General features: G+C 66.6%; 17 protein-coding genes. 11 read left to right on the top strand and 6 right to left on the bottom strand.

Features of this window, described 5'->3' with window-relative positions:
* Positions 1–14: 14 nt before the first annotated feature.
* Entirely contained in the window at positions 15–1,772 is a 1,758-nt protein-coding gene (locus NCR37_RS14390; protein ID WP_250473559.1) for a S10 family peptidase, read from the bottom strand.
* Between the two features lie 60 nt (positions 1,773–1,832).
* Positions 1,833–3,434: a S53 family peptidase gene (locus NCR37_RS14385; protein WP_250473558.1), complete on the bottom strand. Its 1,602-nt coding sequence runs from the start codon at positions 3,432–3,434 to the stop codon at positions 1,833–1,835.
* Here NCR37_RS14385 and NCR37_RS14380 point away from each other — a divergent pair.
* Positions 3,433–3,621 (top strand): hypothetical protein, encoded by a 189-nt coding sequence (locus tag NCR37_RS14380; RefSeq protein ID WP_250473557.1) that lies wholly within the window; start codon positions 3,433–3,435, stop codon positions 3,619–3,621. The genes NCR37_RS14385 and NCR37_RS14380 overlap by 2 nt on opposite strands.
* 71 nt (positions 3,622–3,692) lie before the next feature.
* Here NCR37_RS14380 and NCR37_RS14375 read toward each other — a convergent pair whose 3' ends face one another.
* Positions 3,693–4,595, bottom strand: a complete 903-nt coding sequence (locus NCR37_RS14375; RefSeq protein ID WP_250473556.1) for a DUF72 domain-containing protein — start codon at positions 4,593–4,595, stop codon at positions 3,693–3,695.
* Positions 4,596–4,635: 40 nt separating this feature from the next.
* Positions 4,636–5,034 carry a GFA family protein gene (locus NCR37_RS14370; RefSeq protein ID WP_250473555.1) on the bottom strand — a complete coding sequence of 133 codons (399 nt, stop codon included), beginning with the start codon at positions 5,032–5,034 and terminating at the stop codon, positions 4,636–4,638.
* Between the two features lie 112 nt (positions 5,035–5,146).
* On the opposite strand from NCR37_RS14370, the gene NCR37_RS14365 reads away from it, so the two are divergent.
* The gene (locus tag NCR37_RS14365) at positions 5,147–6,478 is read left to right on the top strand and encodes a GNAT family protein (protein ID WP_250473554.1); all 1,332 of its coding nucleotides are present in this window, start codon (positions 5,147–5,149) and stop codon (positions 6,476–6,478) included.
* On the opposite strand, the gene NCR37_RS14360 is transcribed toward NCR37_RS14365, so the two are convergent.
* Positions 6,459–8,513 carry a tetratricopeptide repeat protein gene (locus tag NCR37_RS14360; RefSeq protein ID WP_250473553.1) on the bottom strand — a complete coding sequence of 685 codons (2,055 nt, stop codon included), beginning with the start codon at positions 8,511–8,513 and terminating at the stop codon, positions 6,459–6,461. The two genes, NCR37_RS14365 and NCR37_RS14360, sit on opposite strands and share 20 nt — an antisense overlap.
* Positions 8,514–8,915: 402 nt before the next feature.
* Between NCR37_RS14360 and NCR37_RS14355 the strand changes: the two genes are divergently transcribed.
* The 9 genes from NCR37_RS14355 (at position 8,916) to NCR37_RS14315 (ending at position 18,414) form a co-directional block, all read left to right on the top strand.
* On the top strand, positions 8,916–9,620 hold the full coding sequence (locus NCR37_RS14355; protein WP_250473552.1) for a 2Fe-2S iron-sulfur cluster-binding protein: 705 nt from the start codon (positions 8,916–8,918) through the stop codon (positions 9,618–9,620).
* A 9-nt stretch (positions 9,621–9,629) separates the two neighbouring features.
* Positions 9,630–10,619 carry an FAD binding domain-containing protein gene (locus NCR37_RS14350; protein ID WP_250473551.1) on the top strand — a complete coding sequence of 330 codons (990 nt, stop codon included), beginning with the start codon at positions 9,630–9,632 and terminating at the stop codon, positions 10,617–10,619.
* Complete coding sequence (locus NCR37_RS14345; RefSeq protein WP_250473550.1) at positions 10,616–12,835, top strand: xanthine dehydrogenase family protein molybdopterin-binding subunit; 2,220 nt, start codon at positions 10,616–10,618, stop codon at positions 12,833–12,835. Before NCR37_RS14350 ends, NCR37_RS14345 begins: the two co-directional genes overlap by 4 nt.
* A gap of 101 nt (positions 12,836–12,936) precedes the next feature.
* A complete protein-coding gene (locus NCR37_RS14340; protein ID WP_250473549.1) occupies positions 12,937–13,524 on the top strand; it encodes a nucleotidyltransferase family protein in 588 nt (195 codons plus the stop codon).
* A gap of 127 nt (positions 13,525–13,651) precedes the next feature.
* Positions 13,652–15,160: a UdgX family uracil-DNA binding protein gene (locus NCR37_RS14335; protein ID WP_250473548.1), complete on the top strand. Its 1,509-nt coding sequence runs from the start codon at positions 13,652–13,654 to the stop codon at positions 15,158–15,160.
* Between the two features lie 117 nt (positions 15,161–15,277).
* Positions 15,278–15,772 (top strand): hypothetical protein, encoded by a 495-nt coding sequence (locus tag NCR37_RS14330; protein WP_250473547.1) that lies wholly within the window; start codon positions 15,278–15,280, stop codon positions 15,770–15,772.
* 162 nt (positions 15,773–15,934) lie between these two features.
* Positions 15,935–16,543, top strand: coding sequence for a glycosyltransferase family 9 protein (locus NCR37_RS14325; protein ID WP_250473546.1), 609 nt, complete (start codon positions 15,935–15,937; stop codon positions 16,541–16,543).
* A gap of 19 nt (positions 16,544–16,562) precedes the next feature.
* The gene (locus tag NCR37_RS14320; RefSeq protein ID WP_244829287.1) at positions 16,563–16,724 is read left to right on the top strand and encodes a hypothetical protein; all 162 of its coding nucleotides are present in this window, start codon (positions 16,563–16,565) and stop codon (positions 16,722–16,724) included.
* Positions 16,725–16,872: 148 nt separating this feature from the next.
* Positions 16,873–18,414 carry a methyl-accepting chemotaxis protein gene (locus NCR37_RS14315; RefSeq protein ID WP_250473545.1) on the top strand — a complete coding sequence of 514 codons (1,542 nt, stop codon included), beginning with the start codon at positions 16,873–16,875 and terminating at the stop codon, positions 18,412–18,414.
* Positions 18,415–18,434: 20 nt separating this feature from the next.
* Here the strand turns inward: NCR37_RS14315 and NCR37_RS14310 are convergent, their stop codons facing one another.
* Positions 18,435–19,634, bottom strand: coding sequence for a M20 aminoacylase family protein (locus NCR37_RS14310; RefSeq protein WP_250473544.1), 1,200 nt, complete (start codon positions 19,632–19,634; stop codon positions 18,435–18,437).
* Positions 19,635–19,791 lie beyond the last annotated feature (157 nt).

The raw sequence follows: 19,791 nt of genomic DNA, 5'->3' as shown, positions 1-19,791 counted from the left end.
CGGCACGCGCCGCCTTACTGCGCGTTCTCCGGCGAAAGCGCCTTGCCCGCCTTGTCCGCCGTGATCTTCTGCAGCGTGATGATCCGGCTCATCGCTTCGTGGTTCGACGTCGCTTCGCTATACATCTTCGCGAGATCCGCCTTCAGTTGCGTGCGCGAACCGCCGTCCAGATAGACCATGTGTCCCGACGGATAGAACGTCGCCGAGAGGTTCTGCCGCACGGTCTTGTCGATGAGCGGCATCTGCTGAAGATCGAGGATGGTCTGGTAGAACGGCGTCACGAAGTCGTACATGCCGTTCGCGGCCAGCACCTTCAGATCCACGTTCAGCGCCATCACCGCGGCCAGATCGCCCGCCGTGTACAGCACGACGTTGCCCTTCGCATCGACGCCCTTCTCCTCACCGGTCGGATCGGTGTGCTTGAAGTCCCAGTTGATGAATGCCTGATCGTTGAGGTCCGTGAACGAAGACGTGGACGTGAACTTCAACTGCTCGTTCAGATAGCTGTTCCACATCGCCGTGTACACGCCGCTCACCGCCGTCATCGTCGGGTCGTTGCCGCCGCTGTTCGGGTCGATCTTGCCCGCGATGCCCGTCGATACCGCCGTCACGCGTCCATCGTAAGAGCCGAGCGACTCGCCTTTGGACTTCAGCAGCGTCGTCAGGAACAGCGAGTTGCCGCGGCTGTCGTAGGCGGCGATGTCGAGGCTCCACGCGAGCAGCGTCACCTTGTCGATGCCCGTGTATTCGGCGAGCTTCTCGACGACTTCGTCGTCCGTCTGCGGGAACTTGCGCAGCGCGTTCAGATAATCCGTGCGCGCGAATTCCGCGACTTCCTCCATGAAGTTGAGCAGGTTCGTCGGCGTCGGATGCACACCGAGCTTCTTGTGGTACCACGCATCGGCGGCGGCGGTCGGCAGCGCGCCCACCGGATTGCCCGCCTGCCGGTAGTCGAGAATCGACGATTGCAGCGTAATGCCGTTCAGATCGACGCCATCTTCGTGCAGCCGGTACGCGAGCACGCAACTGCGCGCCGTGCCGTACGATTCGCCGAACAGAAACTTCGGCGAATTCCAGCGGTTGTTCTTCGTCAGATAACGCTTGATGAACTGCTTGATCGAATCGGCGTCCTGATCGACGCCCCAGAAATCGCGGTTCTTGTTCGGCGCGATCGCCGCCGAATAGCCGGTGCCCACCGGGTTGATGAAGATCAGGTCGCTCTTGTCGAGCAGGCTATCCGGGTTGTCCTCCATCTCGTACGGCGCGGGCGGCGTGAAGCTCGGCATGGCCGTCTTGATGCGGCGCGGCCCGAACGAGCCGAGCAGCACGAACACCGACGACGAGCCGGGCCCGCCGTTATAGAAGAACGTGAGCGGGCGCTCTTCCTCCTTCGCGCCGTCCTTCGTGAACGCGACGTAGAACATCTTCGCGTCCGGCTTCGAGCTGCTCGGGTCCACCGTCACCAGATGGCCGACGGTCGCGGTGTACGCGATCTTCTCGCCGCCGATGGTCGCCGTGTGGTGCGTGATCGCGGCGTTCTCGTCGGCTTCGGTGGCTTCCACGGAGTCGTCAGGGCCGTTGCCGTAGGCGACCGGATCGAAATACGGCTGGTCTTTCTTGCCCGTGCTCCTGGCGGGTGTTTTCGCCGCCCGTTCGCCCGCCGCGGGCTCGTTCGCCTCGGCCGGCCGCGGCGCGACGGCGCCCGCATCGGGCGCGACGCCCGTGCCGGTGTGGCCGTGAATCGTCTTCGTTGTCAGTGGATCGGAGTTCATCGTGGTCGCTCCAGAATCATCGTCGTGGTTGTTGTTCACTGTCGTGCCTCCGCTTGTGGCTCAGCTCGTGCTCGACTGCCGTGCCTGGCCGCCGGCGGGCGTGAGCGCGGCCGCGATCTTCCCGCCGTCGGGGCTGCCTAAACCCGTGCATGCATCCCATCCGGCCGATGCCGCAAAGCTGCCGTTATTGCCCTGCGTGATATCGCGAAACGCGGTCTTCGCCTTGTACAGCTTCGGATTGACGAAGCCGCTCGGCGCGCCGTTGATGGCGTTGATCCGCGCGATCAGCGCGGCCCACAGCGGCGCGACGGCGCTCGTCCCGCCGACGACGGTTTCCTCGCCGTCGATTACGACTTCGTAGCCGGTTTGCGGCGATGCGTCGCCGGCCACGTCAGGCACGCCGCGCTTCGAAAGCGGCGTGTGCTTGCCGCCCGTGTGCGCGACGCTCAAGCCCTTCTGCCACGCGGGCAGCGCAAAGACCGCGCTGACGCCGCCGCCGCCCGAGCCGCCCTGATCGCCGTCGTTCCACACCACTTCATGCGTGATGGACTGCGCCGAGGTCGCGAGGCTCGTGCCGCCGCAGCCGAGCACATAGGGGCTCGACGCCGGGAAATCGACGTGGTTCGAGCCGTCGCCCACGCCGTCCGACGAGCCGCTGTCGCCCGCTGCCGCGCACACCGTCACGCCGAGCGCGGCGGCGCTTTGCAGCACGTCGTTGAACGCGTTGATGGACTGCGAGGTCCAGTTCGTCTCCGGCCCGCCCCAGCTGATCGACACGACGGACGGCTTGTTCGTGTTGTCATGAATCGCGCGGTTGACGGCATCGACGAAACCGGCGTCGCTGTTCGGCGCGAAATACACCGCGATGCGCGCGCCGGGCGCGATGGCACCCGCGATTTCGATATCCAGCGTCACTTCGCCGTCCGGCCCGTTCGGATTGCCGGTCGGCGCGTTCTTCGCGTTGTCCACGCTCACCGACACGACTTTCGGCGACTTCACGCCGAGCTTCGCGAAGTACGCGGAAAGATCGGTGTCGCGATAGCCGCCCCCGAGTTCGATGATCGCGATGCACTGGCCCGCGCCATCGCCTTCGGGGAAGTCGTAAAGAGCGGCGAGATCGACGGGCGAAAACGACGCGGGCGTGACGCCGCGCGCCGGCTTGAACGGCGGCCGGAAGCGGAAATGCGGGCGCGCCTGCGGCCGGCTGTCGAGGCCGAGCACGGCGGTGACCGCGTCGTGGATATCGTCCGGCACGTTCACCGGGCCGCTGCGCCCGCGATACTCGCCGATGTTGTGATGCTGGAAGCGTTCGAGCTTCACGTCGAACGCCTTCTGGAACTGCTCGATGCTGCCTTTGAGCACGACGCTGCGCGTGCTCGGCTCGGCGCGCACGACGGTCAGGCCGTTCTCTGCGGCGAAATTCTTGATCTTCTCGACATCGTGCTCGGATGCGCCGAAGCGCTTGTCGAATTCGTCTCGCGTGACGGACTGCGCGGGGGCATCGCCCGCGTCGATGCGCGCCATCATCTGGCGAAAGCCCGCTTCGTCCTTGCGCCGCAGCATGACGATGACTTCGATCTGCTCGCCGAGGTCGCACGCGCCGATGCACTTCGCGCCCTCGGGATGGGTTTTCTCGCTGCCGCTAACCGGTTGCTTCGCCATGGTATCGATGCTCCTCGTAGGCTTTGAAGGTCAAAGGTTCTCGATCCTGCCGCTCGTCGCGCATCCGGCGCGCGTGCTTCGCTCGTCGCTTTCTCAAGCGCTTTTTCTTTCGCGCGAAGCACGCCGCTTATCGTCTTATTTTCCTGACGTGAATGCAATCGATGCAATGAGTCGGACCGTTGAATGAAGAATGCAGTTCCGGCGGGACAATCCGTGTCCCGGTCGATTCGGACACGAATTAGCTCGATGCGACACGTTTCAGCCGCCGTTTTCGGGCTTCACGCCGAGGCGTTCCATCAGGCGGCGGGCATCGAAAGGCGCTTGTACTTTCTGATCGTTGTCGAAGTAGCAGTACACGTCGCGCGATGCGCGGCGGCGCGCGGCCGCCGTCGAAATAAGCCGCGCGTCCTCGACCTGCCCGCCCGCCGCCCATCGCTCGATGCGCCGCGCCCAGCCGTCGAGCGCGTCGTCGGAATACGCGCCGCCGTAAAGCGTTTCGGTGCCGTGCAGCCGCAGATACATGAAGTCGGACGTGAGGTCTTCGGCATACGGCCAGTCCGCCACCGAATCCGATACGACCAGCGCCGCGCCGTACTTGCGCAGAAGCCGCACGAAGGCATCGGTGCAGAAGCTCGGATGGCGGATCTCGATGGCATGGCGCAGCGCCCGCTTGCGCCGCGCCTCGAACCACGGCTCTTTCACGCGCGTGTCGTGCTGCTGGGCGAGCGCGGCGGCGGCGTGCGTGTCCTTCGGCAACAGTTCGAGAAACCGTTCGAACGATTCGGGCTTGAAACTGAAGTTCGGCGGAAACTGCCACAGAAAAGGCCCGAGTTTCTCGTCGAGCGCGAGCACGCCCGAAGCGAAGAAATTCGCGATGGCGGGAATCGCCGTTTCATCGCGGAAACGCAGCATGTGGGTCAGATAGCGCGGCCCTTTCACGCTGAAAACGAAGCCGTCCGGCGTGGCCTCGTGCCACGCGCGCCAGCTCGTGAGGCTTTGCAGCGAATAATGCGATCCGTTAATCTCGACCGTCTGCACCGCGCGCGACGCGAATTCGAGTTCGCGCGCCTGCGCGAGCTTCTTCGGGTAAAACACGCCGCGCCAGCCGGCATAACGCCAGCCCGAAATGCCGATGCGAATGCGTCCCTCGCGTCCCGGCATGGCGCTCACCTTTCGGGATGCAAACAACGGCGGAGCGCGATCATGCCGTCCGTTCCTCGGCGTATTCCGGGCGCGCGCCACTCGGCAGCCACGGCTCGCGGTGCATGCACCAAAGTTCGTAGGTCGGCTCGAAGAGGCCGGCTTCATCGAATGCGCCGAGCGGCAGATCCACTTCCGGGCGGCTCACGAACTCCATATACGCCACCGATCCGCACGCCGGACAGAAATGGCGCCGCCCGTCTTCCGAGCTTTCCCACGTTTTGAGCGCGCCGCTCATTTCCACTTGATCGCGAGGAAAGATCGCGTACGCGCCGAACGCCGAGCCGTGCACGCGCCGGCACGTCATGCAGTGACACAGCGCGACGCGCCGCGGCGCGCCCTTCGCGCGAAAGCGAAACGCGCCGCACGCGCAACCGCCTTCGTAGATCTCGCTGTTCATGGCGTTTCTCCACCACCGGGTCGAAGTGTCGAGCGAGAAGCACGTCCTGCGCCCGCTCTCGTGAAGCGGCACGGTTTGTTACGATAGCCGTTCACGATCGGAGACGGCACTCATGAGCACCTCGGGCACCATCGGCACCATCGGCAACCCCATCGCCTTACCTCTTCTGAAGCTGCTTCCCGGGCCGGGTTCGGAATTCGGTCCCGCCGCGTCCGACCTCGCCGCGCATGTCCTGTCCCACGCCCGTTTCGACTCGGCGGCCAACGCGCCGCTGCCGCGCGAGACCTTCGTCTCCGTCACCGTGGACGAAGCGATGTCGGACGAGTACGTGTTCCCGCTCGGCGATACCGGCCAGTCGGTCGTGCTGACGGGCTACCGGATCGCGGCGGGCTTCATCGCCGAACGCGCCGCCGACGAATGGCTCGAACTAGCGCACAAGGCGCGCGTCGCGCAGGGTTTGCCGGCCGCGCCGCAAGCCGACGAACCGCCGCTCGCGCCCGACCCCGCCGAGGCCGATCAACTGCTCGACCGCGCGCTCGAATGCGCCCAGCGCATTCTCGATCCGGTCGCGAGCCAGCCGGTCGCATCGCTCTTCGAAGCGCATTACCGGGGCGGACGCGAGTTCCTGCGTCTTTCGTGGGAAGGGCTGCCGGAAGATCTCGTGCCGGAATCGCGCCGGCCGCTTGCCGCGCTCGCGTCGTCGGTGGAAAGCGGCGAGCGCCGCGAAAAGCGCGACTATGATCCGTACGGCCTGCAAGGCACCGACGACTACGACGTGGACCGCCCGCTCGCCTATCGCGAGAAGATCGGCCCGCTGCTCTTCACCATGACGTATCGCCACGAGTATCCGCAAGTCGACGACGAGCGGCTCGGCACCGCGTTTGCCGTCTTTCATGAAGCGGGCAGCGATATCGTCGCGGCGGCGGTCGAACTGAAGCTCGTCAAGGTGCCGCCGCTCACGAAGAGCGCCGATCTCGTCTACACGCTCGACACCTATTCGGGCGAAATGCTCTCGCTCGCGCTGGCATCGACGGAAGCGCTCGGGCACGAGCGGCTCTGCGAAATCTACAGCACGCACCGCGTGATCTACATCAGCAAGTGGGAAGTGCGTAAGCCGTGGCGCGGCGAAGGGCTCGGCGTCGCGCTTTTGCATCAGGCGCTGGAGCGCCTTCCCGCCGATGTCGACGGCCGCCCGAACGCGCTGTGCGTCGCGCCGGAGCCGTATCAGACGGACATGCGCCACTTCGAGAAGCTGCCGCCGGTTTTGCGCGAGGAGCTGCGAGCGCCCGCGCGCCGGCTGGAAGCGCATCTGACAAACTGGCTCGAAAGGTCGAAGCTGCCGATCGCCATGCATTTCTTCGTGCCGATGGCGAAGCACGCGGGCATCGGATCGGCGGGCGAGAACGCGCGGTGGATCGACCGGATCATGGAGAGCGAGGCGTAACGCCTTCAAGGCGACGCCACTCGGCGAGCGCATCGGCGACGCCCTCGATCACATCGCCCCACTGACCCGGCGCGCGCTGGCGGAAAAGCCGCGCGCCCGGGTACCACGGCGAGTCGTCGCGGCGTTCCAGCCAGCGCCAGCAGGCGTTCGCGCACAGGAGTATCCACACCGGCTTGCCCAGCGCGCCGGCCAGATGCGCAACCGCCGTATCCACCGAAATCACCAGGTCCAGTGACGCGATGATCGCGGCCGTATCGGCGAAATCGGCGACGTCGTTCATCAGGTCGAGCGGGCGCAGCCGGGCGGGCAGCGCGGCAAGCTGGGCGCGCGCGGTCGGCCCTTTTTGCAGGCTCACGAACGTCACGCCGGGCGTGTCGAAAAGCGGCTCGCACAGAGGCGCGTCGAGCCAGCGGCGGCTGAACGCGCCGAACGAGTCCGGCATCCACGGGCGCGGCTCGCCCGACCATGCGATACCTACCTTCGGCGTATCCGGCAAGCGGCTCCGCCAATACTCGATGCGCGATGCGCTCGCGTGCAGATAAGGCGTCGCGCGGGGAATCGTGTCCAGCGTCGTGCCGGCGCGCGCGGGCAGGCTCATCAGAAAGCACCAGTAGTCGTGCGGCGGCAGCGCGGCGAGCGCATCGGGCGTGACGCATTGCATGGTGAATTGCGAGGTGACATCGGCGGATTCGAGCAGCGCGACGAGCGCCGGCGGGCAGACGACTGTGAGCTTCGCCGCGCCTTGCGCCTTCAGCATCGGCAGATAGCGGATGAACTGGATGCTGTCGCCGAAGCCCTGCTCCGTGACCACGAGCAGCGATTTGCCCGCGAGCGGTTCACCGCGCCATTGCGGATACGGAACGTCCGGCGGAAGAACCGAACGCTGCGAGAGACGCGCGTCGTAGCGGGCTTCGAAGCATGTCCAACCTTGCGCGAAGTCTCCCGCGCGCAAGAGCGTCGTCGCGAGATTGAGCCGCGCATCGGCCGATTCGGGATCGACGCGCAGCGCTTCGCGGAACACAGCCTGCGCCTCCGCCGAACGCGCGCCGTCCTCGCGCAGCAGATTGCCGAGGTTGATCAACGCGGCGGCAAAGCCCGGCCGAAGCGCTAGCGCCCGGCGATACGATGCTTCGGCTTCCGCCAGCCGCTCGCGACGGCCGAGCGCGACATCGCGATAAATCACGTTCGCCAGGTTGCAGTGCGCGTCCGCCGAATCCGGCTCGATGGCAAGCACCCGCCGATAGGCCGCTTCGGCGTCCTTCAGGTAGCCGAGCGCGTCCAGCACGCCGCCGAGATTGTTCAGCGCGCCGGCGAAATCCGGGCGCAGCGCGACAGCATTCCGGTAGGCGCTGCGGGCATCGCCGAGCGACGCTCGCGCGGTGTGCGCGTTGCCGAGATTGAAGTGCGCGTCCGCCCAGTCCGGACGAGCGGCGACAGCCTGCCGAAGGTGCGCGACCGCTTCATCGAACCGGCCGGCATCTTTAAGCAGATTGCCGAGGTTGTTATGCGCTTCCGCGTAGCCGGGCCGCGCGGCCAGCGCTTGCCGGTATGCCGCCTCCGCTTCGGGCAGGCGGCCCGCGTGCGCGAGCAACGCCGCCAGGTTCAGATGCGCTTCCGCGAAATCCGGTTTCAGGCGCAGCGCCTGCCGAAACGACACTTCGGCTTCGTCCATTTGACCGAGCTTCTGCGACACGTTCGCGAGGTTGTAGTGCGCCTCGACGAAATCCGGCCGCAGTTCGATCGCCCGGCGATAGAGCGCCCGCGCCTCGCTCAGGCGGCCGCGCGCGGTCAGCGCGCTCGCGAAGTTGCTGTACGACCCCGCGTCGTTCGGATGCTCTTTCATCGCGCGTTGCCAATAAGCATCGGCCAGTTCGTGACGATCGGCACGGAACGCGCACATCGCCGCGAGGTTCAGCACTTCGCTCGTGGCGGGATGGCGCGCGAGCATGGGCGCGAGCAGCGCGAGCGCGTCGGCGAAGCGGGCGTTCGAATAGTGCGAAAAGGCGGCGTGATAGCGATCGGCGTCGGCTGTCATGGACGAATTCGGAGCGGACTGCGTGCGATTGTGCGACCTGCGCGGCCGAAAAAACGTCACAAAGTGCGCCTCGTCCCTGACAAATACCGAAACGATGGCAAGCGCCGGGCGAACGCGGATTTACTCGCGGATGCAGGATTTACGCGCAGTCTTCGGACCTTCCACGACGGAACGCCCGCGCGACAAGCCGTGGCACCCGACTTGCATAGACATGCGGTCGCGAATTGCCGAACGTTCGGTCGCCTTACAGTCGACTGCGCTTCGGCTCGCAGACACCTTGCGCCGCGCGGACCCGGGCACCGGCGCTCATCGGCCGAAAGTCGCGTCGGCCGCGAGCGATCATCCCACGAAGACCCGAGCCGGACGACGCCCTTCCGAACGAGCGAGGAGCCTTCTTTCGCCATGTCTCCAGTCAATAAAGCTTCACCTCCCGTCGACGACGCGGCGCAAAAGCCGTCGCGCAGGCGTTTTCTTCAATCGGCTGCGGCGGCAGCGGCCGTGACCGCGACGCCGCTTGCGCACGCGCAGCAAGCCGGCTCGCAACAAGCGGACGCGCAGGCATCCACGCCGATGCCGCCATCCGCCGCGCCGGTCATGCCGGTCAAGCTGACCATCAACGGCCATCCGTACGAATTGCAGGTCGAAGCGCGCACCACGCTGCTCGACGCGTTGCGTGAATACGCGGGCCTCACCGGCACGAAGAAAGGCTGCGACCGCGGCCAGTGCGGCGCGTGCACGGTCATCGTCGGCGGCAGGCGGATCAATTCGTGTCTCACGCTGGCCGTCATGCACGAGGGCGAAAGCGTGACGACCGTCGAGGGTCTCGCGCCCGCCGCCGACAGCCTGAGCCCGCTGCAACAGGCGTTCATCGAAAAGGACGCCTTCCAGTGCGGCTACTGCACACCGGGTCAGTTGTGCTCGGCGACGGCGCTGATCGACGAATACCGCAACGGCGACGCGAGCGCCGCGACCGCCGACGTGCGCTTTCGCCCGCCGCAACTCTCGGACGACGAAATCCGCGAGCGCATGAGCGGCAACATCTGCCGCTGCGGCGCGTATCCGAACATCGTCGCGGCGGTGAAGACCGTCGCTTCGACGCGCAGTTAAGGAGACGACATGGACGCGATCTCCTATCAGCGCGCCGCCGACATCGGTTCGGCGGTGCAGGCGGGCGGCCAGCCGGGCACGGTATTCATCGGCGGCGGCACGAACCTGCTCGATCTCATGAAGAACGGCGTCGCGCGCCCGGCGCGGCTCGTCGATATCACGCATATCGACGGCCTCGGCGGCGTGACGCCGTTGCCGGACGGCGGCTTGCGCATCGGCGCGCTCGTGCGCAACAGCGACGCCGCCAATCACACGTGGGTGCGCGAGCGGTATCCGCTGCTGTCGCAGGCGCTGCTCGCGGGCGCGTCGGCGCAACTGCGCAACATGGCGACCGTCGGCGGCAATCTGATGCAGCGCACGCGCTGCTATTACTTCTACGACACCGGCTTTCCCCAGTGCAACAAGCGCGCGCCGGGCAGCGGGTGCGCCGCGCTCGACGGCAACACGCGCATTCACGCGATTCTCGGCGCGAGCAATCAGTGCATCGCGACGAATCCGTCGGACATGAGCGTGGCGCTCGCCGCGCTCGATGCCGTCGTGCGCGTGACCGGCCCGAGCGGCGAGCGCGTCATTCCGTTCGCGGAGTTTCATCGGCTGCCGGGCGACCGGCCCGATCTCGATACGACGCTCAAGCCGGGCGAGTTGATCACCGCCGTCGATCTGCCGCCGCCGCTCTTCGCCGACCACTCGAAGTATCTGAAGATCCGTGACCGCGCGAGCTACGCGTTCGCGCTCGTTTCAGTCGCGGCCGCGTTACAGATGGATGGCAACACGGTCAGGAGCGCGCGCATCGCGCTCGGCGGCGTGGCGCACAAGCCGTGGCGCGCGAGCGCGACCGAGGCGGCGCTCGCCGGCAGGACGCTCGATGCCGCCACGCTGCAAAGCGCCGCCGCGCTCGCCGTGCAGGGCGCGCAACCGCGACGCGACAACGCGTTCAAGGTGACGCTCGCGCAACGGGCGATCGTCCGCGCCGTTCAACAAGCAGGAGGTGTCGCATGAGTGTCATCGGTCAACCGATGGATCGCACGGACGGCGTGCTGAAGGTCACCGGCCAGGCGCGCTATTGCGGCGACAACAGCGAAGCCAAGCTCGCGCACGCGGTGCTCATCACGAGCACGGTGGCGAAAGGCCGCATTGCGTCGATCGACGCGAGCCGCGCGCAGTCCATGCCCGGCGTGCTCTTCGTGATGACGTACCGCAACGCGATGCGCCTGCCGCACAGCGGCGTGCCCGACGCGCAGCCGCCCGCGATTCGCGGCCTGTCGCTCCTGCAGAACAACGACGTGCGCTACAGCAACGAGCCGGTGGCGGTCGTCGTTGCGGATACGCTCGAACATGCGCGGGGCGCGGCCCGTTTCGTCGATATCCGCTATGACGCCGCCACGCCGAACGCCGATTTCGACCGCGCGAGGCACACGGCATATCAGCCGCAAAAGATGATGGGCCGCGCGATCACGACGCAGCGCGGCGACGTGGACGCCGGCCTGCGCCAGGGTCCGACGCGGCTGAACACGGTTTATACGACGCCTATCGAGCATCACAATCCGATGGAGCCGCACGCGACGCTCGCGCGCTGGGACGGCCCGAAGCTCACACTCTACGACACGACGCAAGGCGTCTCCGGCGCGCGCAGTTCGGTGGCGAAATTCTTCGGCATTCCGGAGGACGACGTGCGCGTGATCTGCCCGTTCGTCGGCGGCGGTTTCGGCTGCAAGGGCTCGGTGTGGTCGCATGTCGTTTTGGCGGCAATGGCCGCGAAGCAGACGGGGCGGCCGGTCAAGCTCGTGCTCGATCGCACGCAGATGTTCGGCATGGTCGGCAACCGGCCGTTCACCGAGCAGCGCATCGCGGTGAGCGCGCGCGAGGACGGCACGATGACCGGCATGCGCCACGACGTCGTGTCGACGACGTCGACCTTCGAGGACTGGACTGAAAGCTCGGCGATCGTCACGCGCATGGCGTACGCGGTGCCGAATCTTTCCACGTCGCACAAGCTCGTGAAGCTGGATGTCGGCACGCCGACCTTCATGCGCGCGCCGGGCGAGATGAGCGGCTCGTTCGCGCTGGAAACGGCGATGGACGAAATGGCGTATCAGCTCGCGATGGACCCGCTCGCGTTGCGCATCAAGAATTACGCGAATAGGGAGCCGCAGGAAAAGAAGCCGTGGTCCAGCAAGGCGCTGATGGAGTGCTATCAGGAAGGCGCGCAGAAGTTCGGCTGGTCCAGGCGCCGCGCCGCGCCGAAGTCGATGCGCGAAGGCAATACGCTCATCGGCTGGGGCGTGGCGACGGCGACGTATCCGGCCAATCGCAGCGAATCGTCCGCGATCGCGCGCATTCTGCCCGACGGCACCGCGATGGTCGCCGCCGGCACGCAGGATCTCGGCACCGGCACGTACACCGTGATGACGCAAGTGGCGGCGGACGCGCTCGGCTTTCCGCCCGCCTACGTCAACTTCGCGCTCGGCGACTCGTCGCTGCCGAAAGCGCCCGGCTCGGGCGGCTCGCAGTCGGTCGCGAGCGTGTCGCCGGCGGTGCAGGCGGCGTCGAGACAGGCGCGCGATCAGCTCATCGCGATGGCGATCGCCGACCGCGGCTCGCCCCTCGCGGGACTGTCGCGCGAGGACGTGACCGTGAACAACGGCTGGGTGGTCAGTCGCTCGAACCCGGACAAGCGCGATCCGGCGGCGGCCGTGATCGCGCGCAACGGCGGCAAGCCGATCGAAGCCATCGCGACGACGAAGCCCGGCGACGAGAAGAAGGAATACGCGTTCCACTCGTTCGGCGCGGTGTTCGCGGAAGTGCACGTCGATGCGGACTTGGGCACGATCCGCGTGCCGCGCATCGTCGGCGTGTACGACGTCGGCAATCTGCTCAACGAAAAGACCGCGCATAGCCAGTTGATGGGCGGCATCGTGTGGGGCGTCGGCTCGGCGCTGATGGAAAAAAGCGATCTCGATCCGCGCTATGGCCGCTACACCAACGCCAATCTCGCGGAGTACCACGTGCCGGTGAACGCGGATATCGGACAGATCGACATCGCGTTCGTCGGCAAGCCCGATCCGTTCATCAATCCGCTGGGCGTGCGGGGAATCGGCGAGATCGGCATTACGGGCGTGGCCGGGGCGATCGGCAATGCGGTGTATCACGCGACGGGCGTGCGCGTGCGGGATCTGCCGATCACGCTCGACAAAGTGATGCCGCGCACGGCCTGAACGGCGCATCACGGCGGGGTTCAAGGCGCAGCATTTCTTCGCGCTTGCCCCGCCTCTCGTCGCACTGCACAATCGGCTTTCCTTGTCCTTCGAGCCGCGCGATGAGCTACTCGTCCACTGCGACCGGCATCCTGCTGGCGGCGGGCCTCGGCACCCGCTTCGATCCTTCCGGCCTGCAAAACAAGCTGCTTGCGACGCTGCCCGGCGGGACGCCGGTCGTGTTCCAGTCCGCGCGACGGCTGCTTTCCGTTGCGTCCGACGTGGTCGCGGTCGTGCGGCCGGGCGCCGAAAAGCTCGCTGACGTGCTCAACGAAGCCGGCTGCAACGTGATCTTCAGCGCGGACGCCGCGCGCGGCATGGGCGCGACGCTCGCCGCCGCGGTGCGCGCGACGGCCGAAGCCGAAGGATGGATCGTCGCGCTCGGCGACATGCCGTGGATCGAACCCTCGACGATCGAAGCCGTCGCGCGGCCGCTGGATGCGGGCGCGGCGCTCGTCGCGCCGACGTATCGCGGGCAGCGCGGGCATCCGGTCGGCTTCGGCCTGGCGCACCGCGCGACGCTCGCCGCGCTCGACGGCGACGCCGGAGCGCGCGCCATCTTCGCGACAGCGGCGCCGCTTTTGGTGGAAGTCGACGACCCGAACGTGTTGCGCGACGTCGATCAGCCGGGCGATCTGCCGCAAGGCTGATTCCACGCGGCCCGCAGCGTCAAAAGGGCACGACCATCTTAAAAAGGTTGCCTACCGGCCGGAGCCATCGCTAGAATTACTGTATGGATATACAGTACTTTTCGGCTTTTTCTGGTTCCGGTTTCCGATGAAAAGCGTCACTCTTGATCCGTCGTTCGCTGCATGGCGCACCGTTGCGCGCTCGCTCGTCATGGAGGGCGTGCCGCCGGAAGACGTGCTGTGGCGGGAGTCGAGCGCATCGGCAACCGTGTTCGGCACCGTCGGTTCGCCGTGCGGCCCGGCGAACCCGAATGCGCCGAAGCCGGTGAAAATCGCCCGCGAATTTCTCGCCATGCTGGAAACGGCGGCGTGTTACCGCGCGCCGGACCGCTGGCCGTTTCTTTACAAGGTGCTGTGGCGCTGGACGCAGGGCGATCGCGCGGTGGCATCGCCGGAAGACGAAGACGGGCAGCGGCTCCTTCGAATGATCGAAATCGTGGAGGCGGAAGAAACCAGAATGCGCAAGACGCTGCGCTTCAGGCACCGTGATTCGTCGCTCGGGCCGCCGGAGTTCATTAGCTGGTGCGAGCCGGTGCACGACCTGCTGGAGCACGCCGCCATGTATTTCGCCACGCGCATGGGCAGCGCCACGTGGATGATCGCCACGCCGCACGGCGCGGCGTTCTGGGACGGCGCCCTGCTGCGCGTGGACCGCACGAGCGAGCCGGAGGAAAAACCCATGGACTTCGGCGTGGGCCCGGACGCCATGAGCGGCGAGGCGGTGAGCGGCGACGCCATCGAGGCATTGTGGCTCGCGTATTACGAGAGCACCTTCACGCCGGCGCAGGAAAATGCCGCCGAAATGGCGTCGCACATGCCGGTGCGCTACTGGAAGAACTCCGAGAACAAGCGCGCCGATCCCGCGCTGATCGCCCGCGCCGATCCTTACACGCGGCGCGACCGCCATCCGTGCAACGTGCCGGCGGACATGGAAGTCGCGCTGAATACGGATCTGGAGCCGCTCAACGGCACGTCGCTGAAGGAGCCGCCCTCGCTTGACGCGTGCAAACGCTGCTCGCTCTGGCGCAACGCGAGGCAGGCCGTGCCGGGCGCGGGTCCGGCGGGCGCGCGCGTCATGCTGGTCGGCGAGCAGCCGGGCGATCACGAAGACCGCGAGGGCAAGCCGTTCGTCGGTCCGGCGGGGAAACTGCTCGACGAGGCCATCCGCGAGGCACAGCTCGACCGCGAGTCGCTTTATCTGACCAACGCGGTGAAGCATTTCAAGTGGGACGCGCACGGGCAGAACAACGAGCGGCTGCACGTCACGCCGTCGCAGCGCGAGCGCGAAGCCTGCCGTCACTGGCTCGACGAAGAACTAACGCGCATCGGGCCGAAGGTGGTCGTCGCGCTCGGGGCCACGGCGCTCAAGGCGCTGACCGGGCATCGCACGGCGCTTTCCGAGTATCTCGGCAAAACGATCGAGCACAAGGGGCGCACTGTCGTGCCGACCTATCATCCATCGTATCTGCTGCGCCTGACCGACGACAAAATCCGCGCGGAAGTGTTCGGAACCATTGTCGAGGCGCTCGTGTTCGCGCAGCAGATCGCCGACGGCACCGCCACCGTGCGCACGCCGGTAAAGGACCCGACGCGCTGACGTCAATTGCAACAACCGGAAACAGAGCGCAACAAGACGAAAGCATGGTCAACGGCCGTGTAAGCAAAGCGTTATACCGGTGTCGCGCCGCTTGGGCGCTTTCTTCAAGACACTTTCATGGCCGCTCTCCCGCTCGACGCCTTGCAGACGCAACTTTCCGTGACCGCGCTCGTGCCAAAGTCGGCGCGCCAGTTGCGGACCGAACGCGAGCGCATCGTCGCCCGCGCCGGCTGGCTGCTCAACGCGACTATCGCGCTGGCGGTCGTCGGTGCGGCGCTCGTCGCGTGGCTGCCCTTTTCGCCGCTGCCGCGCGAAATCCGCTTCGGCGCGCAGGAAGTGCTGGGGGTCGCGGCGTTCGCCTCGTGCCTGTTCCTGCTTCACGAGCGTGCCGAACTCATGCTCGGCCTCTATGATTACGAGCCCGTCGAGCAGACGACGCAGGGCGAATTGCGCGCGCTCTTGCATCGCGTGCCCGAAGGCGCGTCGTATCAGCAGGCGCTCGCCGCCGACAACCGCACCTTCGTGACCGGCGAAATCGACGGCATCCGCCGCCGCGCCGACGCCTTCACGCCGCAAGTCTTGCCCGCCGACGACGGTCCTACCGAAACCTGACCTTCTCGCATCCTCCGGCAACGAAAACCGCCGCTCTCGCTCGACGCGAAGCGGCGGTTTTCCTTTGACTCTGCGCCTCAGCGCACGGTCAACTGGGCATGCGACGTGCTGGAACCACTCCCGCAGTCCGCTCACGCGGCCACGCCCTTTGCAGGAGTCAGAATGCGAGCCGATCCCCTTTTTCCGTTGTCCCAGCTGACCGACGTGCTCTCACCGGATCTCGCGCTCGTCCCAGATGCGCCGAGCGCCGGGCCGCGCGCGCCGTCGGGCGACATGTCGGACGCGGCATACGACGAACTCGTCGCGTTTCACGGCATCGAGCGCGAGCGGCTGGTGCTGATTCATCCGGGCAGCCACATGTCGACGCCCGCGTGGAGCGCCGAGCAATACGCCGAAGTCGCCGATCAGCTCGCCGCCGATGGCTGGCAGATCGCGATCGTCGGCGACGCGCCCGATCCCGAGCGCACCGCCGGCGTGCTCGGCGCGATGCAGACGGCGGCGCTCTTTCTGGCGGGCGCGGTCGGGCCGCGCACGCTGCCGCGCCTGATCGCGGATGCGCAGCTTCTCCTCTCCGACGACGCCGCCGCGCCCTCGCCCGTCGCGGTCGCGCGCGCGCTCGGCACGCCGCATATCGTGCTCGCCGAGCAGCCGCGCGCTGTCGCCAGCGACACGATCATGCGACGCGCGCGCGCCGAACTATCCGATGTCGAGCACGCGCATCCGGGCCGTCCGTTCACGCTGCACATGCCAGCCGTGTACGATGCCTCGTGACCTTCTTTCGGGGACCATCATGAAATTCGACTTGCAGACCAGTCCCGTTCCGGACCCGATTGCGGACCCGAACCGTGATCCGGAAGCCGATCCGCTCACGCCGCCTTCGCCGGGGCATCGCCCGGACGAGCCGCAGCATCCGGACGCGCCGCCCGACAAGGACCCGATCCGGCGTTTCTGAGCCGCCGCGCGAGCCTCGCTTTACGGGTATCCCCGCCCTACAACCGCCGCATCGCCTGCCGTAAAGCAGACGAGCGGCGGCGCGCGCCGTCGCTTCGTGGAAGACACGTAAATCCAACGAAGACATTGCGGGCGCACCTATGAACAGAATGACGTTGAACAAAAAGCTCGGCTCGCTGATCGCCGTGCTGTGGATCGGACTGGTCGCCATCGGCGTGATCGGCGCGTGGCAGAACCGCGCGTCGATGATCGACGACCGCAAGGAGCAATTGAAGTCGCTCGTCGGCGAGGCGCACGCGATCGTGTCGCACTACGCCGCGCTCGCCGCCAACAAGACCATGACCGACGACGAGGCCAAGAAACAGGCGCTGGCCGTGGTCGCCGCGATCCGTTACGGCACGGACGGTTATCTGTCGATCAACGACTCGCACCCGACCATGGTCATGCACCCGATCAAGCCCGCGATGATCGGCCAGGACATGTCGAACTACACCGATCCGGCGGGCACGCGGCTTTTCGTCGATATCGTCAAGGCAGGCGACCAGCCGGGCGGCGGTTTCGTGAACTATCTCTGGTCGAAGCCGGGCAACGACAAGCCGGTCGCGAAACTCTCGTATTCGCAACGGTTTGCGCCGTGGGACTGGTACATCGTGACCGGCATGTACATGGACGACGTGCAAAGCGCTTTCTACGCGAGCGCCCTGCGCTGGCTGCTCGTCACGGTGCTTCTCGGCGCGGCGGCGACGGTGGCGATGCTCGTCGTCGTGCGCAGCATCAAACGCAATCTCGGCGGCGAACTGGAGTGGGCAGTGGGCGCCGCGCACCGCATGGCGCAGGGCGATCTGACGACCGCCGTGAACGTGCATCCGGACGACACGACGAGCCTTTTGCACGCCCTTTCGACAATGCAGCGCGGACTCGTCGAAACCGTCTCGCGCGTGCGCAACGGAACCGAGAACATCAACGTGGGCGCGTCCGAAATCGCGGCGGGCAACACCGACCTCTCGCAACGCACCGAGGAACAGGCGGCCGCGCTCGTGCAGACGGCGTCGAGCATGGACGAAATGACCGCCAACGTGAAGAACAACGCGCAAAGCGCAGCGCAAGCCGCGCGGCTCGCGGAACAGGCGGCGGACGTGGCGACGCGCGGCAGCGGCGTGGTCAGCGAAGTCATCGACACAATGACGCGCATCACGGCGAGTTCACAGCAGATCGGCGACATCATCGGCGTGATCGACGGCATCGCGTTCCAGACGAACATTCTGGCGCTGAACGCCGCGGTGGAAGCGGCGCGCGCCGGCGAACAGGGCCGCGGCTTCGCGGTGGTCGCAGCGGAAGTGCGCAGCCTCGCGCAACGCTCGGCGACGGCGGCCAAGGAAATCAAGGCGCTGATCGAGACGTCGACGCAGACGGTGCAGCAAGGCGCGTCGCTCGTCTCGAACGCGGGCGCGACGATGGGCGAGATCGTGCAGTCGGTGCGCCGCGTGAACGAGATTCTCGACGAAATCAGCGATGCCTCGCGCGAGCAAAGCGCGGGCATCGAACAGGTCAATCGCGCGGTCGTCGAGATGGATCAGGTGACGCAGCAAAACGCGGCGCTCGTCGAAGAAGCCGCCGCCGCCGCGCATTCGCTGAAGGATCAGGTGGACGTGCTGCGCGAGGCGATCGGCAGTTTCAGGCTGCCTGCGTAGTTTTCAGGCAGCCGGGCGGCTCACGCTTCGAGAAACCGCTCTACGAGCCGCGCCCAGTACGCCGCGCCGACCGGCAGATTCTTGTCGTTGAAGTCGTAATGCGGGTTGTGGACCATGCAGCCGTCCTCGCCCGCACCGTTGCCGATGCGCAGGAACGTGCCCGGCCGCTCCTGCAACATGAACGCAAAGTCCTCGCTGCCCATCAGCAGATCGGCGTGCGCGACGACGTTTTCCTCGCCGACCAGCTCGCGCGCCACTTGCGTCGCGAACTCGGTCTGCGCATCCGAATTGACGACGACCGGATAGCCTTCGAGATACTTCACCGTCGCCTTCGCGCCGTAACTCGCCGCCTGCGACTCCACCAGTTCCTGAATGCGGCGCTTGAGCAGCGCGCGCACCTCGGGGCTGAACGAGCGCACCGACAGTTCGAGCGTCGCGCGGTTCGGAATGACGTTGTTGACCGTCCCCGCGTGCATGGAGCCGACCGTCACGACGGCGGGCTGCGCCGGGTCGACGTTGCGCGCGACGATCGTCTGAAGCGCCATCACGATGCTCGCCGCGACGACCACCGGATCGACCGACAGATGCGGCCGCGCCGCATGACCGCCGACGCCTTCGATCACGATCGACACCTGATCGCCCGCCGCCATGAACGGCCCCTTGCGGAACAGGAAGGTGCCCGGCTGCGCGCCCGGATGGTTGTGCACGCCGAACACGGCATCGCAATGAAAGCGGTCGAAGAGACCCTCCTCGATCATCTTTTGCGCGCCGCTCGGCACGCCGTGCTCTTCTGCCGGCTGAAAGTACAGGTGCACCGTGCCGTTGAAGCGCCGCGTGCGCGCGAGATGGCGGGCCGCGCCGAGCAGCATGGTGGTGTGGCCGTCGTGACCGCACGCGTGCATTTTCCCGGGCGTTTCGCTCGCGTACGGTTTACCGGATTGCTCGAGAATCGGCAGCGCGTCCATGTCCGCGCGCAAGCCGATGCTTTTGGTCCCGTCGCCCGCCTTCAGCGTGCCGACGACGCCCGTGCCGCCGACGCCGCGCGTCACCTGCCAGCCCCACTCCGTCAGCTTCGCGGCGACGAGCGCAGCGGTGCGCGTCTCTTCGTACGACAACTCCGGATGCCGGTGGATGTCGTGGCGAATCTCGCGCAGCGAGAGCGCGTCGTCGGCGAGATCGGCGATTTCGGTGTAGCGGTAGTCGGACGAAACGGTCGTCATGGAAGAAGCCCTTGCTAAAGATGAGTCTGGCGGCGCGCCGCAAAGCTCCGAAGCCGCGCAGCCGCGAAAGCAGAAAGGCGCACATCTTCCTCCAGTCGGGCGATGCTTGCCAGTTTCGCGTTTTGCGGCTGTGCGTTTTTTGCACGGTGCCTCTGAA

Origin of the sequence: Caballeronia sp. GAFFF1, assembly GCF_023630705.1 — a bacterium.
Lineage (GTDB): Bacteria > Pseudomonadota > Gammaproteobacteria > Burkholderiales > Burkholderiaceae > Caballeronia.
This window is presented reverse-complemented; position numbering and strand designations above follow the sequence as displayed.